The organism is Candidatus Annandia pinicola, from assembly GCF_020541245.1.
Taxonomy (GTDB): Bacteria; Pseudomonadota; Gammaproteobacteria; order Enterobacterales; family Enterobacteriaceae_A; genus Annandia; species Annandia pinicola.
On the sequence record NZ_CP045876.1, the window covers coordinates 302,175 to 326,051 of the forward strand.

Genomic DNA, 23,877 nt, shown 5'->3' on the forward strand with positions numbered 1-23,877 from the left:
TTATATTATATTTTTTTTTCTTTTTTCTACTATATTATTATATATAAAGTTTTGTTGTAATATTGTAAATATATTACTTACTATATAATATATAACTAATCCTGATGGTAACCATAAGAAAAATATTGTAAATATTATAGGTATAATATTTAATATTTTTTTTTGTTTATAATCATAAATATAAGATGATGACATTTTTTGAATTATTGATATAGTAATACCCATTAATATAGGTAATACATAATAAGGGTCTTGAGAAGATAAATCTTTAATCCAAAATATAAAAGGAGCATTATTTAATTCAGCAGAATTTGTTATCATGTAATATAAAGATAAAAAAACTGGTGTTTGAATTATTAATGGTAAAAAACTACTAAGTGGATTTATTTTTTCTCTTCTATATAAATTAATAATTTTATCTCTTAATAAATTTTTATCATAAGAAAAATTTTTATATATTAAATTAATTTCAGGTTGTAAAAAACCCATTTTTATCATATAAATATACTGAATTTTTGTAACAGGATACATAATATAACGTAATAATAATGTAATTATAATAATTGATAAACCCCAATTATTAACAATAAAATTAATAAAATTTAATAATATAAACAATGGTTTTGAAATAAACCAAAATAACCCATAATTTATTGTTAAATATAAATATGGATATTCATTTATATAATTTTTAATTTTAGGACTTAATAACAAAGTTGTTTCAAATGTTTTATAATTGTTTTTATATATTAAACATGGTTTTGTATAATATCCTAAATTAATAATTTTATTTTTTATACTATTTATATAAATTAAATTATTATAATTATGAGGTATTATTACAGTTAAAAAATATTTTTGTAATATAGCAATCCATCCATTTTCTGTAATTTCTTTTATTTTTATATTATTTTTTATTTCTTTAAAATCATATTCTTTATATTTTTCTTTTGATGTACTAAAAGCTACTATTAAATTTTTTTTATAATAATTATTATCTTTTTTTAAATTATTTTCTATGTTTATATTTTGTTTTAAATTATTAAATAATGATATTTTTACTGGTTTTTTTGAAAAATTTAAAATATTATATTTTAAATCTATTTTATATTTATTAAAATAAAATATAAAGCTTTTTTTTAAAATTAAATTATTTATATTTTTACTATATATACTTATTATTATTTTATTTTGTTTTTCTTTAAGTTTAATAAATTTAGGTAAATAATATTTATTATAATAATTTATATCTTTAAATATTTTATTATTTTTAATTAATCCATCATTAAAATTACATATAAAATCAGATTTATTTTTTATTAAAGTTAATAATTTAGATGTTTTTTTATCTTTATATTTTAATAATTTTATATTTTCAATAAAACCTTTATTAATATTTATTTTAGCAGATATTACATTTGTTTGAATTTTTATTTTATTTTTTTTTAATATATTATTATAATTTTCTAATATAAGTATTCCATTATGATTTTTATAAAAATTAGAATAAAAAGAAATACTTGATATAAAAAAATATATAAAAATGAAAATAAAAAAAAATATAAATTTATGTTTTTTTAACATAATTTTTCTCTTTTTGTTATTATATTAATATTATTTTTAAAATTATTTACATATTTAATATATTAATTTAAAAAAAATAAAATATTTAATTTATTTTATTTTTTTTTTTTTTATTTTTTTTCCATAATTTATTTAAATTATTAAATATAATATTATTAGAAAACTTAGTTATACATTTTCTTATTATAACAATATAATCTTTTTTTTTACAAATATTTTGATTTAATCTAAAACTTTCTTTTACATACCTTTTTATTTTATTTCTATCATGAGAATATTTAACATTTTTTTTTGAAATTATAATACCTAACCTAGAATAATTAAATTTATTATTTTTTGTATATAATAATATACATGATGAATAAAAAAAATATATTTTTTTAAAATTATTTTTAAAATCTTTAAATTTATTTATTTTTTGTTTTTTTTTGAATTTATACATAAATATTTTACCTAGAAGAAACTGTTAAATGAATTCTACCTTTATTTCTACGTCTTGATATTATAGCTCTACCTTTTTTAGTTGACATTCTAGAACGAAATCCATGTAAACGTATTTTTTTAATTATTGAAGGTTGAAATGTACGTTTCATAATTTAATTTTTCCTTTTATGTTAATTTATAAATAAAATGTTAAAATAATTATAAATAATTTATTTAAAAATTAAAATTTATAAATACATAATTTTAATTTTTTTTAATAATGTATATTAAAATATGAAATTTGTTATAATGCGTGAAAATTTATTAGAACCATTACAAAAAATTACTAATATATGTATAAATAAATCTAATTTGCCTATATTAAATAACATTTTAATAAAATTAAAAAAAAATATATTATTTTTAATTTCTCATAATTTAGAAATTGAAATTTCAACAAAAATAAAATTATGTAAAATAATTAAGGAAGGGGAAATAAGTGTATCTGCTAAAAAATTTTTAGAGATTTGTCGAAATTTTTCTTATAATGATATAATGGAAATTAGTTTAACAAATAATAGAATGACAATAAAAAATAATTATATTAGTTTTGTTTTATCTGTATTACCTTCAAATTTATTTCCTAATTTTGTTAATAATAAATTTTTATTAAAATTTAATTTATTAAATTTTACTTTAATAAAATTAATTGAGTCAACTCAATTTTCTATGGGTATAAAAGATGCTAGATATTATATTAATGGGATGTTAATTAAGTCTAAAAAAAATATTATGCATACAGTAACTACAGATGGATATAGAATATCTTTATGTAATTATAAAAATTTAAATAAAATACCAGATTTTTCTATAATTATTCCTAGAAAAAGCATAATAGAATTAATAAAATTATTAAAAAAAAAAAAAAATAGTATTATTAATATTAAAATTAATATTAATAGTATATCATTTAAATTTAAAAAAACATTATTTACTACAAAATTAATAAATGGTAGTTTTCCTTCATATAATACTATATTTAATAAAAAATATAATTATTTTATTGAATTTAATAATAATATATTAAAAACAGCTATTAAAAGGGTTTCTATTATTTCTAATAAAAATAATATCATTTATATGAATATAAAAAAAAACTATGCTATTATTATATCTAAAAACGAAATAGAAGAAATAGCAAAGGAAAAAATTAAAATAAATTATTTTGGTAATAATTTTAAAATAGCTTTTAATGCAAAATATATAATAGATATATTAAATTTTTTTAAATGTGGTTTTGTTAATTTTTTATTAAATGATGATATTTCTAGTATTAAAATAGAAAATAAAGATAATCCTTATAATTCTTATATTGTAATGCCAATTAAATTATAAATTAAAAAAATATATTTATTTTAAAAAAATCTATTAATATAATTTATATTTATAAAAAAATTATATTAATAATATTAATAATGGATATTAATTTGTATAAAAAATATAACTCTTCAAATATTAAAATTTTAAAAGGTTTAGATGCAGTAAGAAAACGTCCAGGAATGTATATAGGTGATACTGATGATAGTACTGGTTTACATCGTATGATATTTGAAATCATTGATAATGCTATAGATGAATCTTTAGCTGGATATTGTAATAAAATTTTAATAACAATTCATATAGATAATTCTGTTTCTGTATATGATAATGGTCGTGGTATTCCAGTTGATATTCATAAAGAAGAAGGTATTAATGCAGTAGAAGTTATTATGACAATATTACATTCTGGAGCTAAATTTGATAATAATTCTTATAAAATTTCAGGTGGATTACATGGTGTAGGTATTTCTGTAGTAAACGCTTTATCAGAAAAATTAAAATTAATAATTTATAATAATAATAAAGTTTATAAACAAATATATTATAATGGAATTCCTAAAACACCATTAGTTTTTATCAATAAAACTGAAAAACAAGGAACTTATATTAGATTTTGGCCTAATAAAAAAATATTTAATAATAATATTATATTTAAACATAATATTTTATTTAAACGTTTATTAGAATTATCATTTTTAAATAGTAGTATTTGTATAATATTATATAATAATAAAAATAATTCAAAAAATAGTTATTATAATAATGGAGGGATAAAAGATTTTATTGAATATTTAAATAATCATAATAATATAATAAATAAAAAAATATTTTATTTTTGTTCTAAAAAAAATAATATTACAGTAGAAATTGCTATGCAATGGAATAATAGTTTTAAAGAACAAATACATTGTTTTACTAATAATATTCCTCAAACTGAAGGAGGAGCTCATCTATCAGGCTTTCGTTCTTCTCTTACTAGAACTATAAATTTGTATATAGAAAAAGAAGATTTATATAAAAAAAAAAATAAAATACATGTTATAGGTGATGATATTAAAGAGGGATTAGTAGCAATAATTTCAATAAAATTATTAAATCCTAAATTTTCATCTCAAACTAAAGAAAAATTAGTTTCTTCTGAAGTAAGACATATAGTAGAATCACAAATAAATGAATATTTTATGGAATATTTATTAGAAAATTCTAATGATGCAAAAAACATTGTAAATAAAATTATAGAAGCTGCTAAATTAAGAGAAAATTCAAAAAAAATTAAAGAACTTTCAAAAAAAAAAAATAATTTAGATATTATGGATTTACCTTTTAAATTAGCTGATTGTCAAGAAAAAGATCCATCTTTATCAGAAATATATTTAGTTGAAGGTGATTCTGCTGGTGGATCTGCAAAACAAGGTAGAAATAGAAAAAATCAAGCTATTTTACCTTTAAAAGGAAAAATTTTAAATGTAGAAAAAGTAAATTTTGAAAAAGTACTACATTCTAGTGAAATACTAACTATAATAAATTCTTTAGGATGTGGTATTGGAAAAAATAATTATAATATTGAAAGATTGAGATATCATCGTATTATAATAATGACTGATGCTGATGTAGATGGATCTCATATTCGTACTTTATTACTAACTTTTTTTTATCGTCAAATACCAGAAATAATAAAATTAGGATATGTATATATAGCACAACCTCCATTATATAAAATTATGAAAGGGAAAAAAAAACAATATATTCAAGATAATAGATCTATGTACGATTATCAATTATCTTTTTCACTAAAAAATATTATTATTAAAATTATAAATAATAGAAAAACTATATATAATATAAACGGAAATGAGTTTAAAAAAATAATTTTAAATTATAATAAATTAAATTATATTATAAAAAATTTAAAATATTTATATCCTAAAAATATTTTAATTAGTTTAAGACAAAAAATTAACTTAAATAATCTAAAAAAAATAGATGATATTAAAAATTGGATTTTAAATCTTAAAGAAAATTTAAATTTAATTGAAAATGAAAAGTATACATTAAGTATAAAAAAAAATATAAATCTAAATATATTTGAACCAATTTTATGTATAAAATATAATAATTATAATAAATATTATAAATTTAATTATAAATTTTTATTAAGTAAAAATTATAATAATATATGTTTATTAAATAATAATATATATAAAATTAATAACATTAAAATAATTATTGTAAAAATTAATAATAAAAATAAAATATTTAGCAATATAAAAGATGTTATAAAATGGATTTTAAAAAAATCAAAAAGTAAATTTTCTATACAAAGATATAAAGGTTTAGGAGAAATGAATCCTAAACAATTGTGGAATACAACTATGAACCCTAAAACAAGAAAAATGTTAAGGGTAACAATTAAAAATACAAAAAAAGCTAATAAACTATTTAAAAAACTTATGGGTGATTCTGTAAAAACTAGAAAAAAATTTATAAAAAAAAATTATTTTTTAGCATCTAATATTGATATTTAATTTTATGCCCGAAGGTGGAATTGAACCACCGACACGGGGATTTTCAGTCCCCTGCTCTACCGACTGAGCTATTCGGGCAAATTTATATAACTATATATATATTAAATATTAAATTTAATTAAAGGTCAAGATTTTTTTTTATTTTCATAAATTTTATAGTAAAAACTAACTAATAAATAGAATTTAAATTTGACTATATTTTTTTCATAATATATATTAATAGCTAAAAAATTAAGAAACAACAATTAAAAAAAAGGAATAAAAATGAAAATTCGTCCATTACATGATAAAATTATATTAAAAAAACAAAAAGTTGAATCTTCTTCATCAGGGGGTATTTTATTAACTGGATCTGCAGCTGGTAAATCTAATAGAGGTAAAGTTATAGCTGTAGGTAAAGGAAGAATATTAGAAAATGGTAAAATAAGACCTTTAGATATAAAAGTTAACGATATTGTTATATTTAATGAAGGATATAATTCTAAAATAGAAAAAATTGATAATGAAGAAATTTTAATTATTTCTGAAAATGATGTATTAGCAATTATAGAATAAAATTAAATTTATAAAGTAAAAACAATTATTTTACTAAGGAAATAATAAAAATGACGTCTAAAGAAATTAAATTTGGTAATGATGCTAGATCAAAAATGTTAAGAGGTGTTAATTTATTAGCTGACGCAGTTAAGGTTACTTTAGGCCCAAAAGGACGTAATGCTGTATTGGATAAATCTTTTGGAGCTCCTATTATTACTAAAGATGGTGTAACTGTAGCAAGAGAAATAGAATTAGAAGATAAATTTGAAAATATGGGTGCTCAAATGGTAAAAGAAGTTGCATCTAAAGCAAATGATGCTGCTGGTGATGGTACTACAACAGCAACTTTATTAGCACAATCTATTGTAAATGAAGGTTTAAAAGCAGTTGCTGCAGGTATGAATCCTATGGATTTAAAAAGAGGTATAGATAAAGCTGTAATATCAGCTGTAAAAGAATTAAAATTAATTTCAGTACCTTGTGAAAATTCTAAATCTATTACACAAGTAGGTACTATATCAGCTAATGCTGATGAAAATGTTGGAAAATTAATATCACAAGCAATGAGTAAAGTTGGAAAAGAAGGAGTTATTACAGTTGAAGAAGGTACTGGTTTAGAAGATGAATTAGATGTAGTAGAAGGAATGCAATTTGATAGAGGATATTTATCTCCTTATTTTATAAATAAACAAGAAAATGGAACTGTAGAATTAGATCATCCTTATATTTTATTGGTAGATAAAAAAATATCTAGTATACGTGAACTATTATCTATATTAGAACGAGTTGCTAAATCTAATAAACCTATGTTAATAATAGCAGAAGATATAGAAGGTGAAGCATTAGCTACTTTAGTAGTTAATACTATGAGAGGGATTGTTAAAGTTGCTGCTGTTAAAGCACCTGGATTTGGCGATAGACGTAAATCTATGTTACAAGATATAGCTATTTTAACAGGAGGTACTGTTATATCAGAAGAAATTGGATTAGAATTAGATAAAATAAATATAGAGTCTTTAGGACAATCAAAAAAAATTGTTATAAATAAAGATAATACTACTATAATTGATGGTTTAGGAAAGGATAGTGCAATAAAAAATCGTGTAAAACAAATTTATCAACAAATAAAAAATGCTACTTCTGATTATGATAAAGAAAAACTTCAAGAAAGAGTAGCAAAACTTGCTGGTGGAGTAGCTGTTTTAAAAGTAGGAGCAGCAACAGAAGTAGAAATGAAAGAAAAAAAAGCAAGAGTAGAAGATGCTTTACATGCTACCAGAGCTGCTGTAGAAGAAGGAGTAGTAGCTGGTGGTGGTGTTGCGTTAATACGTGTTGCTTCTAGAATAATTAATATGTCTGGTGATAATGAAGATCAAAATGTAGGTATTCGCATAGCAATAAAAGCTATGGAAGCTCCTCTTCGTCAAATAGTAGCTAATGCAGGAGAAGAACCTTCTGTTGTAGCTAATGCTGTAAAAGGTGGTAAAGGTAATTATGGTTATAATGCAGCTACTGCAGAATATGGTAATATGATTAAATTTGGTATACTTGATCCAACTAAAGTAACTAGATCTGCTTTACAATATGCAGCTTCTGTTGCTGGTTTAATGGTAACTACAGAATGTATGATAACTGATTTACCAAAAGAAGATAAATCTGACATTAATAATATGAGCGGGCCATCAGGAGGAATTGGTGGTATGAATAATATGATGTAATTTTTTAAAAAAAATAAATATTAATTTTTTTTTTTTAAAATTACCCTTTTTATCATGAGGTAAAAAGGGAATTGATAATAATAAAATTTTAAAGATTATAAAAATTTTATAGGAAATGTCAATTAAAAACTTAAAATAGAAAAAAATAATAATTAAAAATTAACCTTATAATATTGAAAATATTAAGTTTGTAACCTTCCTGTTAAAGGAAATCATTTATTAGTATAAAGTTACTTAATTTATTAAATAAAAAAATAATAAAAAAAATAATTTTGAACATATTAAAATTTTAAAAAAAAATTATAAAAAATAAAAGTTTTGGATAAAATTAAAAATAGAGTGTAATATTGTTATGTGTAATAATTTTCCTATAGATATAAATATTTCTAATTTTATAAATTTATTAGTTATTAAAACTATAAGATAAAAAAATATTCTATATCAAATAATATTAAATATGTATTTTTAGGTAACAATTTAAATATTAAAGTTCATTTATTTATAAAAAAAAATGATATAATTAAAGTAAACGCTCGTTCAATAAAATATGTTTTTTTTATTAAAAATAAAAAAATTATAAATATTATATAATTTTTATTTATTATTTTTTATTTGTAGAAATAAAAAAGGTATATCAATATTATTATCTTTAAAAGAATTTAAAATTAACATATTTAATGAATGTTTTAATAATTTTCTATTTTTTAATTTAGAAGTATAAATTCTCATTTCAAAAATTTGAATACCTTGTTTAAAATCTACTAGAAAAGCTTCTGGATTAGGTTTATTTAATACATAATTACATTTTTTAGAAGAATCTATTAAAATTTTGATTATTTTATTACTATCAATTTTAATCGGTGCCGTAATATTTAAAACAATTCTTGTTATAGAATCCGATAGAGACCAATTAATAAATTGTTCAGTTATAAAAGATTTATTTGGTATAATAACTTCTCTTCTATTACAATCTATAATAGTTGTGGCTCTTGTATTAATACTTTTTATATTACCAGTAAAATTTTTAATTGTAACAGTATCATTAATTCTTATTGGTTTCTCAAATAATATTATTAAACCAGATATAAAATTTGCAAATATTTCTTGTAAACCAAAACCCAATCCTAAACCTAAAGCAGTAAATAACCATTTTAATTTATTTAATTTTATTTTTAATAATGAAACAATAATAAATATTCCAAAAAAAAACAAAAATTTTTTAGTTAAATTTATAATAGCATATTTTGTATTTGGCATTAAATCTAAATATTTTAATATAAAAAGTTCTAATAATATAGGTATATTACTAACTAATTGAAATGTAATTAATAATGTTAATATTATTAATAATATTGATTTTAATTTAATAAATTTAAAATTTTTATAGTCAATAAATTTTATATTTTTAATTATATAAAATAATTTTATATTTTCAATAAAATTTAAAATAATATATATCTTAAACCAAATTAAATAAATCATAATTAAACTAATAATAATTAAAGTAAATTTAATTAATCTAATTATTTTAATTTTTGTATTCTTTATATTAATAATATTACTTTTTTTATATAATTTATTATTATTATTTACATCTTTTTTATTTTCCATAATACTATGTATATCTTTAATTTTATTTGAATCTATAACATATTTAATAGCATAAAAGTATTTTAATATTATCATTTTTTTTATTATAAAAAATATTATTAAATTTAAAAACCAAATCAATAATGATGATAAAAGTTTTATTAATAAATCTTTTATAGCATATGTATATCCATATAATATTAATATTACAAATAATAAAGATAAAAAAAACAATAAATTCCATAAGATTTGATTAATGATAAAATTTATTTTTATATTTTTATTTAAATAAAGAGGTATGTTAGTTTTTTTTAAATTAAATATAAATACACTTACATATAAACAAATAAAAATTAAAAAAAATCTATTAAAATCTTTAATAAAATTAAAATTTTTTAAAAAAAATATTAATATAAGTAAAATAAAAAACGGAACAATAAATCTTAAAAAAAATAAATAATGATATTTTTTTTTTTTAAAATTATAAATAATTTTTTTTATTTTTTTTATTATTTTTTTATTTTTATTTAATATATAAAAACATATTTGTTTTATTAAAAACATTATAGAAAATATTTTTAGCATTGTAATAACAATAATTTTATATTTATCTTTAATATATAAATTTTCAAAATAATAAATAAAATCCCATAATAAAATTAATGTTATAGATAAAAAAAAAATAACAAAAATAATATTATATAATAATAAAAAATTATATTTAAATAATGAATAAATGTTATTCAAAAAAAAATAATTATTTTTTTTAGCAAATTTTAAAATAAAATTTATATAAAAAATCATTAATATTATAATTAATATTATATTAATTATAAAATTAATATTAAAAAAACATATGTATTTTAATAAAAATATTGTTATAATTAAAAAATTATAAATGTAAAGTAAATAATTATAATTAATATATGATTTATTTGATATCCAAAATAAATATCTATAGTTACAATCTTTTATTATAAGTAATAATATATTTAATTTTATATATTGTGATTTTAATTTTACTAAATTAATATTTAAATATTTATAATTTTTTAATAATAATTTAATATTTTTTCTTTTTATTTTTATTTGATAATTTAAAATTTTATTTTTATTAAATTTATTATTTTTATTAAAATAATAAAAATTATTTTTATAATTTAACTTTACTAATTTTATTTTATTTATAATTAAATTATTTTTATTAATTATATATTTTAAATATAATAATTTTAATATTTTATCTTTAATTTTTAATTTAGAAAAATTAAAACTATTTATAAATTTAAAACAATTAATTATATTATGAAATATTTTATATAATTTTTTTATAATTAAATTATTATTATAAATATATTTATTATTTTTTATATTATAATAATATTGTTGCATTATTTTTTTTATAAGCTTGTTATTATTATAATATATTTTTTTTTTAAATGAACAATAATTACTATTGATTATTATATTTTTATATTCAATTTTTTTATTATAATATTCAGTATATATTTCTCTTTTATAAATATTAATTTTTTTTTCTTTATTTTTTATATTTAAATTTATTTTAAAATGATAATTTTTATTTTTTTTTTTTTTTATTAAATCTATTTTTTTTAATAATTTTTTATTAAGATAATAATATTTTTTTTTAATATTTTTAAATAAGTATTTTTTATTTATATTATTTTTTGTATTATAAATATATATATTACATATATTTATAAATTTATTTTTAATAATTTTATCATGAATATTAAATTTAAATATATTAATATTTAATAAAAAATTAAATATTAAATTAAATATAAGAAAATATATAATGAAATTTATTTTTTTTTCAATCATTTTATATAATTTTTATTTTTTTTAAATTATTTTTTTAATAATAATTTGTTATTTTAAATTTTTAAATTTTTAATAAATAAAATTATTAAAAAAATATAATTATTATAAATAATAGTAAAATATTAAAGTGATATATTTAACAATAATAAAATACTTGATATAAAATAATTATTGTAATATAATATAATAAAATATATGCGGGAATAGCTCAATTGGTAGAGCACAACCTTGCCAAGGTTGGGGTTGCGAGTTCGAGTCTCGTTTCCCGCTTTTTTTTTATTTTTTTTATTAATATATTTTAAATTATTTAATATAAATTTAAAGGATAAAATATATTGAATAATAAAGTTATAATTTTTGATACTACTTTGAGAGATGGAGAACAATCATTACAATCAAGTTTAAATGTAAATAATAAATTAGAAATCGCTTTTTCTTTAGAACGTATGGGTATTGATATTATTGAAGTTGGATTTCCTATATCTTCTCCAGGAGAATTTGAATCAGTAAAAACTATAGCAAAAAATATAAAAAAAAGTAGAATATGTGCTTTAGCTAGATGTTTAAAAAAAGATATTGATGCTGCTTATGAATCTTTAAAGTTTTCTAATTTTTATAGAATACATATTTTTATTGCTACTTCACCAATACATATAAAAACTAAATTAAAAAGTAAATTATCAGATATAATTTGTCTTGCTGTAAATATGGTTAAATATGCAAAAAAATATACTGATGATATAGAGTTTTCTTGTGAAGATGGTGGAAGAACACCAATTAATGATTTATGTTATATAATAGAATCAGTTATAAAAGCAGGAGCAAACACAATTAATATACCTGATACTGTTGGATATACATTACCAAATGAATACGGTAATATTATAAAAAAAATTATGAATAGTGTAATTAATATTGATAAAGCTATTATTTCAGTTCATACTCATAATGATTTAGGAATGGCAACAGGTAATGCTATTTCTGCAATACAATATGGGGCAAGACAAGTAGAAGGAACAATTAATGGTTTGGGCGAAAGAGCAGGAAATTGTGCTTTAGAAGAAGTTATTATGGCAATACATACTAGAAAAAAAATATTAAATTTATTTACTAATATAAATCATAAAGAAATATATAATACTAGTAAAATTATAAGTAAAATATGCAATATAAATATACCTATGAATAAATCTATAGTTGGTTCTAATGCTTTTTCACATTCTTCAGGTATTCATCAAGACGGGGTTTTAAAAAATAGAGAAAATTATGAAATTATGACTCCAAAATTTATTGGATTAAATAAATCAAAATTAAACTTAACATCAAGATCAGGAAGAGCAGCGGTTAAACATAGAATGAAAAAAATGGGTTATAAAAGTAATGAATATAATATAAATAAATTATATTCTTTATTTTTAAAATTTGCAGATAAAAATGGTCAAGTATTTGATTATAATTTAGAACATTTAGCTTTTTTAAAAAAAAAAAATGAAATATTAAATTATTTTTCTTTAAAATATTTTAATATTACTTCAAATTTAAAAACTAAATCTACAGCATTTATTAAAATATGGTGTGGTAAAAATTTAAAATCTGATATATCAATTGGTTATGGACCAATTGATGCTTTATATAAAGTTATAAAAAAAATAACATTATTAAATATTAAAATAATAAAATATAAATTAAAATTTCAAAATAATAATAAAAAAAAAATCAGTATTACATTAATTTATAATAATCGTAAATTTTACGGTATAGGTATAGATTATGATATTTTAAAATCTTCAATTATATCTATAATTAATGCTTTAAATAACATTTGGTTGTCAAATAAAGTAAAAACTAAATTAAAAAAAATATAAAAGGATATAAAAAAATAATGTTTAGTAATTATAAAATAGCTGTTTTACCAGGTGATGGTATTGGTCCAGAAGTTATGAAACAAGTATATAAAATTATATATTTAATAAATAAAATATTTAAATTAAATATAATTACTAAAGAATATAAAATTGGTGGAATAGCTATTGATGATATAAATATACCGTTACCTTTAAATACTTTATTAGGTTGTTTAAAATCTAATGCAATTTTATTAGGATCAGTTGGAGGAAATAGATGGGATAATTTGCCATCAAAAAAAAAACCAGAAATAGGATCGTTATTATTTTTACGTAAATATTTTAAACTTTTTAATAATTTAAGACCATCAAAATTATATTTAGGATTAGAATATTTGTGTCCTTTAAAAAAAGAAATTTATAATAAAGGTTTGGATATTTTATGTGTAAGAGAATTAATTAGTGGAATTTATTTTGGAAAACCTAAAGGATATAATGGTTATAATAAATTAAAATATGCTTTTGATACTGAAATATACTATAAATTTGAAATTGAGAAAATTGCTCATGTTGCTTTTAAAAAGGCTTTAGAAAGAAAACTTAAAGTTACTTCGGTTGATAAATCTAATGTTTTACAATCTTCTATATTATGGAGAAAAACTGTTTGCAATATATCTAAACTATATCCTAAAGTAGAATTAAATCATATGTATATAGATAATATTACTATGCAATTAATTAAAAATCCATCACAATTTGATGTTATATTGTGTTCTAATTTATTTGGAGATATAATTTCAGATGAATGTGCTATGATTTCTGGTTCTATAGGTATGTTACCTTCTGCAAGTTTAAATGAAAATAAATTTGGAATATATGAACCAGCTGGTGGTTCTGCTCCAGATATTTCAGGTAAAAATATAGCTAATCCTATAGCTCAAATATTATCTTTTTCAATGTTATTAAAATATAGTTTTAATTTAGTAAAAGAATCTGATATAATAGATAATTCTATAAATAAAGTTTTAAAATATGGATATAAAACTAAAGATTTAACATTAAATAGTAAAGATTTTATTAGTACTAGTGAAATTGGGTCTTTAATTTCTTGTTTTATAATTAAGGAAAATAATATTAATGAGCAAAACACTATACGAAAAAATATATAATAATCATATAGTATATAAAAATATTGATGAAGAAACTATATTATATATTGATAAACATTTAATACACGAAGTAACTTCTCCTCAAGCTTTTGATGGATTAAGAATAAATAATCGTAAGGTACGTTGTCCATCTAAAACTTTTGCTACCATGGATCATAATGTTTCTACTAAAACCAAAGATATAGAAGCTTCTGGAAATTTAGCAAGTATTCAAATGAAAACATTAATTAAAAATTGTAAAGATTTTAAAATTAAATTATATGATTTAAATCATCCTTTACAAGGAATCGTGCATGTTGTAGGACCAGAACAAGGAATTACTTTACCTGGTAATACTATAGTATGCGGTGACTCACATACTGCTACTCATGGCGCATTTGGTGCTTTATCTTTTGGAATAGGAACTTCAGAAGTAGAACATGTATTAGCCACTCAAACTTTAAAACAAAGTAAATTTAAAAATATGAAAATAGAAATATTTGGAGAATTAAAGCCTTATATTTCAGCTAAAGATATAGCTTTGTTTATTATTGGTAAAATTGGTCATTCTGGTGGAACAGGATATATAATAGAATTTTGTGGATCCGTAATTAAAAATTTAAGTATGGAAGGAAGAATGACTTTGTGCAATATGTCTATTGAAATGGGGGCAAAATCTGGATTAATAGCTCCTGATAATATAACTTTTAAATACTTAAAAAATAAAAAGTTTTCACCTAAAGGAAAATATTGGGAAAAAGCAGTAAATTATTGGAAAAAATTAAAATCAGATATAAATAGTAATTTTGATAAAATTTTTAAATTTAATATAACAAATATTAAACCTCAAGTTACATGGGGTACTAATCCTGGTCATGTAATTGGTATTGATCAAAATATACCAAATCCTAAATTATATAATAATATTGAAGAACAAATATCAGCTCAAAATGCTTTATATTATATGAATTTAAATCATGGTGTTAATTTAAAAAAAATTAAAATAGATAAAATTTTTATAGGATCATGTACTAATTCTAGAATAGAAGATTTAAGGTCTATTGCTTATATTGTTAATGGTAAAAAAATATCTAAAAATATAAAACAAGCTATTATTGTACCAGGATCTAATCCAGTTAAAATTCAAGCTGAAAAAGAAAATTTACATAAAATATTTATAAATTCAGGTTTTGAATGGAGATTACCAGGATGTTCTATGTGTTTGGCTATGAATGATGATAAACTTAATCCAGGAGACAGATGTGCTTCTACAAGTAATAGAAATTTTGAGGGAAGACAAGGTAGGGATAGTAGAACTCATTTATTAAGTCCATTAATGGCAGCAGCATCAGCAATAAAAGGATATTTTTCTGATGTAAGAGATTTTTTTTAAAATTTAAAATGGTTATATATATGAAAAAATTACTAAATCATGTAGGTACAGTATTACCTTTAAATATACCTAATGTAGATACAGATGCTATTATTCCTAAACAATTTTTACAAAGAGTTCATAAAAAAGGTTTTGGTAAATATTTATTTTATAATTGGCGTTTTCTAAATGATAATATTAATAAAATTAATTATAATTTTGTTTTAAATAAAAATGAATTTCAAAAATCTAGTATATTATTAACTAGAAATAATTTTGGATGTGGTTCTTCTCGTGAGCATGCTGTATGGGCTTTATTAGATTTTGGTTTTAAAGTAATTATTTCTTCAAAATTTGCTGATATATTTTATAATAATGCTTTAAATAATCATATAATCCCAATTAAATTGGAAGAAAAAATTATTGATAATCTATTCAATTTAGTTTATGATAACCCTAAAATAAAATTTAAAGTTAATTTAAAAAATTGTAAATTAATTATAAAAAAACCTAATTTAATTTACAATTTTAATATTAGTAAATCTAAACTTTATATTTTAATTAATAAATTAGATAATATTAGTTTAACTATGAAATATGAAAAATATATAAAAAATTATGAAATTAAAAAATTTAAATATATGTTTTAAAATAATTTAAATATTTGAATTAATAAATTTTTTAAAACAATGGTTTGTGGACTTAAATTTAAAAATATAATATTTATTATTATAAATAATAAAAATATTGGTATTAATATTATAATATTTTTTTTTGATAAATTTTTAATAAACCAATTATTTTTACTATTACTAAATAATTTCCAAAATAAATATAGTTCACACCACAATAATAATATGAAAGAAAAAATTAATAATTTAAAATTTCCTTTATCTTTATCTGGTATATTTGAAACAGTTTTTGCTATTATACCAGGTATAAAATATAATAATGGCCATAAAATACATCCTAATAAATCTGGATAAAAGAATTTTTTTATTGGAACTCCTAATATTCCAGATAAAATAGGTATTAACGGTCTTATTGGACCTATAAACTTACCTAAAAATATAGTTATTATACTATAATTATTTAAATAATATTCAATTTTTTCTATTATTGATACATTTAAAAATTTTAGTTTTTCAATAGATTTTTTTTTTAATTTTACACCAATAAAATACGATATCCAATCTCCTAATAAACAACCTATTATCCCTATAAACCAAGAAGAATATAATGATATTTTATGGTTTCCTATAAATGTTCCTAAAGTAATCATTAATATAGTACCAGGTAAAAATAATCCAGTTAACGCTAATGATTCTAAAAAAGAAACAATAAAAACAGCAATTAATATAAAATAATTTGATCTTAATTCTAAATTATTAATTAAATTTTCCATATTTAACTTATTTTTTTTTTATAAATTATATAATATTATAATTTATAAATTATAATATTTTAGTTTAAGTTTAATTAATATTATTAAAATTTTATAATAATTTATATTTATTAAAATATAAAATAAAATATTGTTATGTATATTATTAAAAAAAAATATAAATTTTTAGCTAAAAAAAAATTTGGTCAACATTTTTTATTTAATAAAAAAATTATAAAAAAAATTATTAAATTTATAAATTTAAATTATTTTGATTTAGTATTAGAAATTGGACCAGGATTAGGCTCATTAACTTTAAATATTATTAATAAAATTAATAATATATATGCTGTAGAAATTGATAAAGATATGATTAATTTTTTGATTAAACATTCTATTATAGGTTCTAAAATAAAAATTTTTAGACAAAATGCTATTTATTTAAATTTAAAAAATTTTTTTTTAAAAAATAATCAAAATTTATTTAGAATTTTAGGTAGTTTACCTTATAATGTTTCTGTTAAAATAATATTAAATTTAATATTAAATTTTAATAATAATATTAAAGATATGTATTTTATAATACAAAAAGAATTAGCAGAACGTATTACAGCTTCAATTAATACTAAAATATACGGAAGATTAAGTATAATAGTACAATATTATTGTAAAATTTATAAATTAATAAAAATATTACCAAAATATTTTATACCAATACCTAAAGTTGATTCTTTTTTTATTAAATTAATACCATATAAAATTTTACCTTATAATACAATAAATATTAATATAATAAAATATATTACTAATAAATCATTTAATAATAGAAGAAAAATTTTAAAAAATAATTTAAAATTAATATTTAATAATAAAGAATTATTAAGTTTAAAAATAAACCCAAATTTAAGAGCAGAAAATATTTCTATAAAAAAATATTGCAAATTAAGTAATTTATTATTTTATAAAAATAAATATAAAATATAAAAAAATAAAATATTAAATTATTTATAAAATTATTTTTTTTTATTTTTATTTTTTTTATTTTTATATAATAAATAAATATTATAATTTTATTTATAATATTTATTTAATATAATTTATAATTAATATATAATATTAAAATTAATATATTAAAATATAATAATAATATTATATAAAAATTATAAATAAAATATAATTTATAAAAAAATTTAAATATATTTATTATTTAATATAATTTATATATTTTTATGTAATTCTTGTAAAGATATAACATTATAATCTTTAAATTTATTTTTTAAAGTTAATATAGAAGCAAAACTTCCATTTAAAGTAGTATCATAATGTATTTTATTTTGTAAAGCTAATTTACATATAGAATCAGAAATACTACCCTTTATATTATTATTTGTATTAATAATATAACAATATTTTTTACTAATTATCATATCAATAATATTAGGATATTTTTTTTTATTTTTACTTATTACTCTACATTTTATACCTATTTTTTTTAAATTCATATAAGTATTATATGTAGCATCTAATTTAAAACCATAATAAATAAGTTTTTTTGCTATATTTCCTATAATTTTTTTATCATGATTATTTACTGAAATTAAAACTCTATTATTTTTTTTTATTAATGATTGAGAACCTAACATAGCTTTAGAAAATGCAATATTAAATCTACTATCTATACCCATAACTTCACCAGTAGAACGCATTTCAGGACCTAAAGTTGGATGTATACCAATAAATTTATTAAAAGGTAAAACTACTTCTTTAATAGAAAAATAGGGTGGTATAACTTCATGAAAAATCTTTTGTTTAATTAAGTCTCTTCCAACTATAACTTTAGTAGCAACTTTAGCAAATGGAACTCCAATAGCTTTAGATAAAAAAGGTACAGTTCTAGATGCTCTAAGATTAACTTCTATAATATATGTTTTATTATTTTTAACTGCAAATTGAATATTCATCAAACCTACTACATTTAAAGCAATAGCTATTCTAGAAGATTGTAAACGTATTTCATCCTGAATTTTTTTACTAATAGTATAAACTGGTAAAGAACATGCTGAATCTCCAGAATGAATACCTGCTTGTTCTATATGCTCCATAATACCACAGATTAATACATTTCTACCATCACATATTAAATCAACATCAACTTCTACTGCATCACTCAAAAATCTATCTAATAAAACAGGCATATTATAAGAATTACTTTTTGCCATTTTAAAATAAAGCTTTAAATCGTATAAATTATATATTATTTTCATAGCTCTTCCTCCTAATACATTAGACGGTCTTATAACAATTGGATATCCAATATTTCTAGATTTTATTATAGCTTGTATTAAAGATGTTGCTGTACTATTTTTTGGTTGTTTAAGACCTAATTTAAGTATAATTTTTTTAAAAAATTCTCTATTTTCTGCAATGTTTATATATTTAGGATTAGTACCTAAAATAGGAATTTTTAATTTATATAAATAATTTGATAATTTTAATGGAGTTTGTCCTCCAAATTGAATTATTACACCTTTAGGTTTTTCAATAATAATAATTTCTAATATGTCTTCTAAAGTAATTGGTTCAAAATATAATTTATCAGAAATATCATAATCAGTAGATACTGTTTCTGGATTACAATTAATCATAATCGTTTCAAATCCACTTTCACGTAAAGCTAAAACTGAGTGAACACAACAATAATCAAATTCAATTCCTTGTCCTATACGATTAGGTCCGCTTCCTAAAACTATAATTTTTTTTTTTTTATTATTATCAGATAATGATTCACATTCATTTTCATAAGTAGAATACATATATGATGTTTTTGTTTTAAATTCTGCAGCACATGTATCTACTCTTTTATAAACAGGATGTAAATTATATTTATAACGTAAATTACGTATTATTTTTTCTTTAACTTGTAATAAATATGCTATTCTAAAATCTGAAAAACCTTTTTTTTTAATATATTTTAAAAATTTATAATTAATATCTTTAATATTTTTTGAAATAATATCTTTTTCAGTAAATATAATATCTTTAATTTGTGATAAAAACCATTTATCTATTTTAGTTAAATTATATACTTCATTTAAAGAAATATTCAATCTAAATGCATCACCTATATACCATAATCTATTTGATCCTACATTTCTTAGTTCAAATTTTATTTTATTTAAAGTTTTTTTTTTACTATATAAATTTATTTTAGAATTAAAACCATAAACTCCTATTTCTAAACTACGAATTGCTTTTTGTAAAGATTCTTGAAATGTTCTACCTATGGCCATAACTTCACCAACAGATTTCATTTGTGTTGTTAATCTATTATCTGAACCATAAAATTTTTCAAAATTAAATCTAGGAATTTTTGTAACTATATAATCTATAGATGGTTCAAAAGAAGATGGTGTTTTATTTTCAGTAATTTCGTTTCTTAATTCATCTAAAGTATAACCTACAGCTAATTTAGCAGCTATTTTTGCAATAGGAAACCCTGTTGCTTTAGAAGCTAAAGCTGAAGACCTAGAAACTCTAGGATTCATTTCAATAACAATTAAATTTCCATTTTTAGGGTTAACAGCAAATTGTACATTAGATCCACCTGTTTCTATACCTATTTCTTTTAAAATAGAAATTGATGCATTACGCATAATTTGATACTCTTTATCTGTTAATGTTTGAGCAGGAGCAACTGTAATAGAATCACCTGTATGAATACCCATAGAATCTATATTTTCGATAGAACATACTATAATACAATTATTATTATTATCTCTTACAACTTCCATTTCATATTCTTTCCAACCAATAAGAGATTGATCAATTAAAAGTTCTTTATTAGGAGATAAATTTAATCCTTGTATACATATTTTTTCAAAATCTTTAATATTATAAGCTATACCTCCACCACTACCTCCCATAGTAAAAGATGGTCTTACAATACATGGTAATCCTATATTTTTAACTATTTTTTTTGCTTCTTCAATATTATGAGCTATATCAGATTTAGGTGTTTTTAAACCTATTTTTTTAATAATTTGATCAAATATTTTTCTATTTTCTGCTTTATTAATTGATTTTGCATTAACACCGATCATTTTAACATTATATTTACTTAAAATATTTTTTTTTTCTAAAATTAAAGCACAGTTTAAAGCAGTTTGTCCTCCCATAGTAGGAAGCAGAGCATCTGGTTTTTCTTTAATAATAATTTTTTCTATTATTTTCCAATGTATTGGCTCTATATAAGTAGCATCAGCTACTTCAGGATCAGTCATTATAGTAGCTGGATTAGAATTAACTAATATAATCCTATAACCATCTTTTTTTAAAATTTTACATGCTTGAGTTCCAGAATAATCAAATTCACATGCTTGTCCTATAATAATTGGTCCTGCTCCTAAAATAAGAATTGATTTTATATCTGTTCTTCTTGGCATTTTTAACCTTATAACTTAAATACTTTTATTTTATAGTACAATGATTTAAGCATAATATTAATAAAACTATCAAATAAAAAAAATATATCATTAGTTCCAGGGTTTGCTTCTGGATGTCCTTGAAATCCAAATGCTAATTTTTTTTTATGTTTAATTCCTTGTATTGTTTTATCAAATAATGATATATAAGATATTTTTAATATTTTTGGTATATTATTTAAATTTACAATAAATCCATGATTCTGAGATGTAATTAATATTTTTTTTTTATTTAAGTTTTGTACTGGATGATTAGATCCATGATGACCAAATTTCATTTTAATAATTTTAGCTCCACAAGACATAGCTAATAATTGATGTCCTAAACAAATACCAAAAGTTGGTATATTATATTTTAACATTTTTTTTATATTTTTAATAATATAATTACAAGGATTAGGATCTCCAGGACCATTAGATAATAATATACCGTTTATTTTTTTTTTTAAAATTTTTTTTATATTAAAAAAAGAAGGAAAAACCTTTAAATTACAGTCACGATCTATTAACATTTTCATAATACTATTTTTAATTCCATAATCATATACTATTATATTTAATTTAAAAAAAATATTTTTATATAAATTTAATTTATTATAAATAATATTAATTGTCCCTAAATACCATTTATATGGTATTTTACCTGTAACTTTTTTTACTAAATCTATATTTTTTAAACCCTTAAAATTTTTTATTTTAGTTTTTGCTAAATTTAAATTTAATTTTCTACCAGAAATAATACAACATTTTTGAGATCCTTTGTTTCTTAAAATATTAGTTAACATACGAGTATCTATTTCAGAAATAGATACAATATTATTTTTTTTTAAGTATAAATGTAAATTAATTTTACTTCTATAATTACTATCTAAAATTGATAATTTTTTTATAACTAAACCAGAAGCGTAAATTTTATAAGATTCTTTATCATTATCGTTAGTTCCTATATTTCCTATATGAGGAAAAGTTAATGTTATAATTTGATTTGTATAAGAAGGATCAGATATTATTTCTTGATACCCAGTCATAGATGTATTAAAAACTATTTCACCTACAGTTAATCCGGTTGCCCCAAAAGATTTACCATAAAATTTTTCACCTGTCTCTAATAATAAAATTGCTAAATTATACATATAAATACCTTATAATTTATAATGTATTTTTTTTTAATATTAATTTAAAAAAAATTTAATAATTTGAAAAAAAATATTTTTTATTAAAATAAAAAAATTATAAATTAATATTTATATTTTTTTTAAAACATTTTTCATAGAAAATAATCCATTTTTTTTTTTATTTAACCATATAGATGCTTTTAAAGCACCTTTTGCAAAAGTAATTCTACTAGAAGCTTTATGAGTTATTTCTATACGTTCACCTTTATTAGCAAATATTACAGTATGTTCCCCTATAGTATCTCCAGCTCTTATAGTAGAAAATCCTATACTATTTTTTTTTCTTTTTTCATTAAATTTATTTCTATTATATATTGCAATTTTATTTAAACTTAAATTCATACTTTTGGCAATAGTTTCTCCTATAGTTAATGCTGTTCCTGATGGTGAATCTTTTTTATTTTTATGATGAAATTCTATTATTTCAATATCACTTTCATTACCTATAATTTTAGTTATTTTTTCTAATATATTTAATATTAAATTAATACCAATACTAAAATTTGAAGATAATAAAATTGCTATTTTTTTTGAATATTTTTTTATTTTTTCTTTTTCTATTTCATTAAAACCAGTTGTACCAATTATTATTTTTTTTTTATATTTATAACATAAAGATAAATATTTCATAGTACTTTTAGGACAAGTAAAATCAATTAATATATCAAATAAATCATGTATATTTTCAAAATTTTTACTTATTTTTATATTATTTAATTTATTTTTATTAATAATATTAAATAATGTTTTATTTTCATTTATTAATAATACAGTTAATTGTAAAATTTTAATTTTATCAATAATACTAATTATAGATTTTCCCATACGACCATATGCCCCAGAAATAGCTATACGAATTTTTTGATTCATT

The 23,877-nt window shown here is 18.3% G+C and carries 18 protein-coding genes and 2 tRNA genes; 11 read left to right on the forward strand and 9 right to left on the reverse strand.

Features of this window, described 5'->3' with window-relative positions; all coding sequences use genetic code 11:
• From yidC to rpmH, 3 genes are all read right to left on the reverse strand, one after another.
• The gene (gene yidC / locus GFK87_RS01595) at positions 1-1,584 is read right to left on the reverse strand and encodes a membrane protein insertase YidC (RefSeq protein ID WP_226799027.1); all 1,584 of its coding nucleotides are present in this window, start codon (positions 1,582-1,584) and stop codon (positions 1-3) included.
• Positions 1,585-1,669: 85 nt separating this feature from the next.
• Entirely contained in the window at positions 1,670-2,026 is a 357-nt protein-coding gene (rnpA, locus tag GFK87_RS01600) for a ribonuclease P protein component (protein WP_226799029.1), read from the reverse strand.
• Positions 2,027-2,033: 7 nt separating this feature from the next.
• Positions 2,034-2,177, reverse strand: a complete 144-nt coding sequence (gene rpmH, locus GFK87_RS01605) for a 50S ribosomal protein L34 (RefSeq protein WP_226799031.1) — start codon at positions 2,175-2,177, stop codon at positions 2,034-2,036.
• Positions 2,178-2,301: 124 nt separating this feature from the next.
• On the opposite strand from rpmH, the gene dnaN reads away from it, so the two are divergent.
• Together dnaN and gyrB are read left to right on the forward strand one after the other, a co-directional pair.
• Positions 2,302-3,402, forward strand: coding sequence for a DNA polymerase III subunit beta (dnaN, locus tag GFK87_RS01610; protein WP_226799033.1), 1,101 nt, complete (start codon positions 2,302-2,304; stop codon positions 3,400-3,402).
• 92 nt (positions 3,403-3,494) lie between these two features.
• Positions 3,495-5,912, forward strand: a complete 2,418-nt coding sequence (gene gyrB / locus GFK87_RS01615) for a DNA topoisomerase (ATP-hydrolyzing) subunit B (RefSeq protein ID WP_226799035.1) — start codon at positions 3,495-3,497, stop codon at positions 5,910-5,912.
• A gap of 5 nt (positions 5,913-5,917) precedes the next feature.
• Here the strand turns inward: gyrB and GFK87_RS01620 are convergent.
• A tRNA-Phe gene (locus tag GFK87_RS01620) sits at positions 5,918-5,990 on the reverse strand.
• Positions 5,991-6,176: 186 nt separating this feature from the next.
• On the opposite strand from GFK87_RS01620, the gene GFK87_RS01625 reads away from it, so the two are divergent.
• The 3 genes from GFK87_RS01625 to GFK87_RS01795 all read left to right on the forward strand — a co-directional run bounded on the left by GFK87_RS01625 (position 6,177) and on the right by GFK87_RS01795 (position 8,758).
• Positions 6,177-6,467, forward strand: coding sequence for a co-chaperone GroES (locus GFK87_RS01625; protein WP_226799037.1), 291 nt, complete (start codon positions 6,177-6,179; stop codon positions 6,465-6,467).
• Positions 6,468-6,517: 50 nt separating this feature from the next.
• Entirely contained in the window at positions 6,518-8,167 is a 1,650-nt protein-coding gene (gene groL / locus GFK87_RS01630; RefSeq protein ID WP_226799039.1) for a chaperonin GroEL, read from the forward strand.
• Positions 8,168-8,650: 483 nt separating this feature from the next.
• A complete protein-coding gene (locus GFK87_RS01795) occupies positions 8,651-8,758 on the forward strand; it encodes a S1 domain-containing protein (RefSeq protein WP_408610806.1) in 108 nt (35 codons plus the stop codon).
• Positions 8,759-8,761: 3 nt separating this feature from the next.
• On the opposite strand, the gene GFK87_RS01640 is transcribed toward GFK87_RS01795, so the two are convergent.
• Entirely contained in the window at positions 8,762-11,602 is a 2,841-nt protein-coding gene (locus GFK87_RS01640) for a mechanosensitive ion channel domain-containing protein (RefSeq protein WP_226799041.1), read from the reverse strand.
• A 197-nt stretch (positions 11,603-11,799) separates the two neighbouring features.
• On the opposite strand from GFK87_RS01640, the gene GFK87_RS01645 reads away from it, so the two are divergent.
• The 5 genes from GFK87_RS01645 (at position 11,800) to leuD (ending at position 16,616) form a co-directional block, all read left to right on the forward strand.
• Positions 11,800-11,872 (forward strand) — tRNA-Gly (locus tag GFK87_RS01645).
• 65 nt (positions 11,873-11,937) lie between these two features.
• Positions 11,938-13,467: a 2-isopropylmalate synthase gene (gene leuA / locus GFK87_RS01650; protein WP_226799043.1), complete on the forward strand. Its 1,530-nt coding sequence runs from the start codon at positions 11,938-11,940 to the stop codon at positions 13,465-13,467.
• A 17-nt stretch (positions 13,468-13,484) separates the two neighbouring features.
• Positions 13,485-14,615 carry a 3-isopropylmalate dehydrogenase gene (gene leuB, locus GFK87_RS01655; protein WP_226799045.1) on the forward strand — a complete coding sequence of 377 codons (1,131 nt, stop codon included), beginning with the start codon at positions 13,485-13,487 and terminating at the stop codon, positions 14,613-14,615.
• Complete coding sequence (gene leuC, locus GFK87_RS01660; protein ID WP_226799047.1) at positions 14,584-15,987, forward strand: 3-isopropylmalate dehydratase large subunit; 1,404 nt, start codon at positions 14,584-14,586, stop codon at positions 15,985-15,987. Before leuB ends, leuC begins: the two co-directional genes overlap by 32 nt.
• A gap of 20 nt (positions 15,988-16,007) precedes the next feature.
• Positions 16,008-16,616 carry a 3-isopropylmalate dehydratase small subunit gene (leuD, locus tag GFK87_RS01665; protein ID WP_226799049.1) on the forward strand — a complete coding sequence of 203 codons (609 nt, stop codon included), beginning with the start codon at positions 16,008-16,010 and terminating at the stop codon, positions 16,614-16,616.
• On the opposite strand, the gene GFK87_RS01670 is transcribed toward leuD, so the two are convergent.
• Positions 16,613-17,371, reverse strand: a complete 759-nt coding sequence (locus GFK87_RS01670) for a DedA family protein (protein ID WP_226799051.1) — start codon at positions 17,369-17,371, stop codon at positions 16,613-16,615. The genes leuD and GFK87_RS01670 overlap by 4 nt on opposite strands.
• A gap of 135 nt (positions 17,372-17,506) precedes the next feature.
• Between GFK87_RS01670 and rsmA the strand changes: the two genes are divergently transcribed.
• Positions 17,507-18,334: a 16S rRNA (adenine(1518)-N(6)/adenine(1519)-N(6))-dimethyltransferase RsmA gene (rsmA, locus tag GFK87_RS01675; protein ID WP_226799053.1), complete on the forward strand. Its 828-nt coding sequence runs from the start codon at positions 17,507-17,509 to the stop codon at positions 18,332-18,334.
• A 233-nt stretch (positions 18,335-18,567) separates the two neighbouring features.
• Here the strand turns inward: rsmA and carB are convergent, their stop codons facing one another.
• The 3 genes from carB to dapB form a co-directional block, all read right to left on the reverse strand.
• A complete protein-coding gene (gene carB, locus GFK87_RS01680; RefSeq protein WP_226799055.1) occupies positions 18,568-21,792 on the reverse strand; it encodes a carbamoyl-phosphate synthase large subunit in 3,225 nt (1,074 codons plus the stop codon).
• Positions 21,793-21,800: 8 nt separating this feature from the next.
• Complete coding sequence (carA, locus tag GFK87_RS01685) at positions 21,801-22,964, reverse strand: glutamine-hydrolyzing carbamoyl-phosphate synthase small subunit (protein ID WP_226799057.1); 1,164 nt, start codon at positions 22,962-22,964, stop codon at positions 21,801-21,803.
• Positions 22,965-23,075: 111 nt separating this feature from the next.
• Positions 23,076-23,876, reverse strand: coding sequence for a 4-hydroxy-tetrahydrodipicolinate reductase (gene dapB, locus GFK87_RS01690; protein ID WP_226799059.1), 801 nt, complete (start codon positions 23,874-23,876; stop codon positions 23,076-23,078).
• Position 23,877: the final 1 nt, after the last annotated feature.

Excerpts from the sequence above, each read along its gene's own strand:
- GFK87_RS01640 (WP_226799041.1), bottom strand. The coding sequence starts at position 11,602 with ATGATTGAAAAAAAAATAAATTTCATTATATATTTTCTTATATTTAAT.
- GFK87_RS01670 (WP_226799051.1), bottom strand. The coding sequence starts at position 17,371 with ATGGAAAATTTAATTAATAATTTAGAATTAAGATCAAATTATTTTATA.
- rnpA (WP_226799029.1), bottom strand. The coding sequence starts at position 2,026 with ATGTATAAATTCAAAAAAAAACAAAAAATAAATAAATTTAAAGATTTT.
- groL (WP_226799039.1), top strand. The coding sequence starts at position 6,518 with ATGACGTCTAAAGAAATTAAATTTGGTAATGATGCTAGATCAAAAATG.
- leuD (WP_226799049.1), top strand. The coding sequence starts at position 16,008 with ATGAAAAAATTACTAAATCATGTAGGTACAGTATTACCTTTAAATATA.
- carB (WP_226799055.1), bottom strand. The coding sequence starts at position 21,792 with ATGCCAAGAAGAACAGATATAAAATCAATTCTTATTTTAGGAGCAGGA.
- rpmH (WP_226799031.1), bottom strand. The coding sequence starts at position 2,177 with ATGAAACGTACATTTCAACCTTCAATAATTAAAAAAATACGTTTACAT.
- carA (WP_226799057.1), bottom strand. The coding sequence starts at position 22,964 with ATGTATAATTTAGCAATTTTATTATTAGAGACAGGTGAAAAATTTTAT.
- yidC (WP_226799027.1), bottom strand. The coding sequence starts at position 1,584 with ATGTTAAAAAAACATAAATTTATATTTTTTTTTATTTTCATTTTTATA.
- leuB (WP_226799045.1), top strand. The coding sequence starts at position 13,485 with ATGTTTAGTAATTATAAAATAGCTGTTTTACCAGGTGATGGTATTGGT.
- dnaN (WP_226799033.1), top strand. The coding sequence starts at position 2,302 with ATGAAATTTGTTATAATGCGTGAAAATTTATTAGAACCATTACAAAAA.
- leuC (WP_226799047.1), top strand. The coding sequence starts at position 14,584 with ATGAGCAAAACACTATACGAAAAAATATATAATAATCATATAGTATAT.
- rsmA (WP_226799053.1), top strand. The coding sequence starts at position 17,507 with ATGTATATTATTAAAAAAAAATATAAATTTTTAGCTAAAAAAAAATTT.
- GFK87_RS01625 (WP_226799037.1), top strand. The coding sequence starts at position 6,177 with ATGAAAATTCGTCCATTACATGATAAAATTATATTAAAAAAACAAAAA.
- dapB (WP_226799059.1), bottom strand. The coding sequence starts at position 23,876 with ATGAATCAAAAAATTCGTATAGCTATTTCTGGGGCATATGGTCGTATG.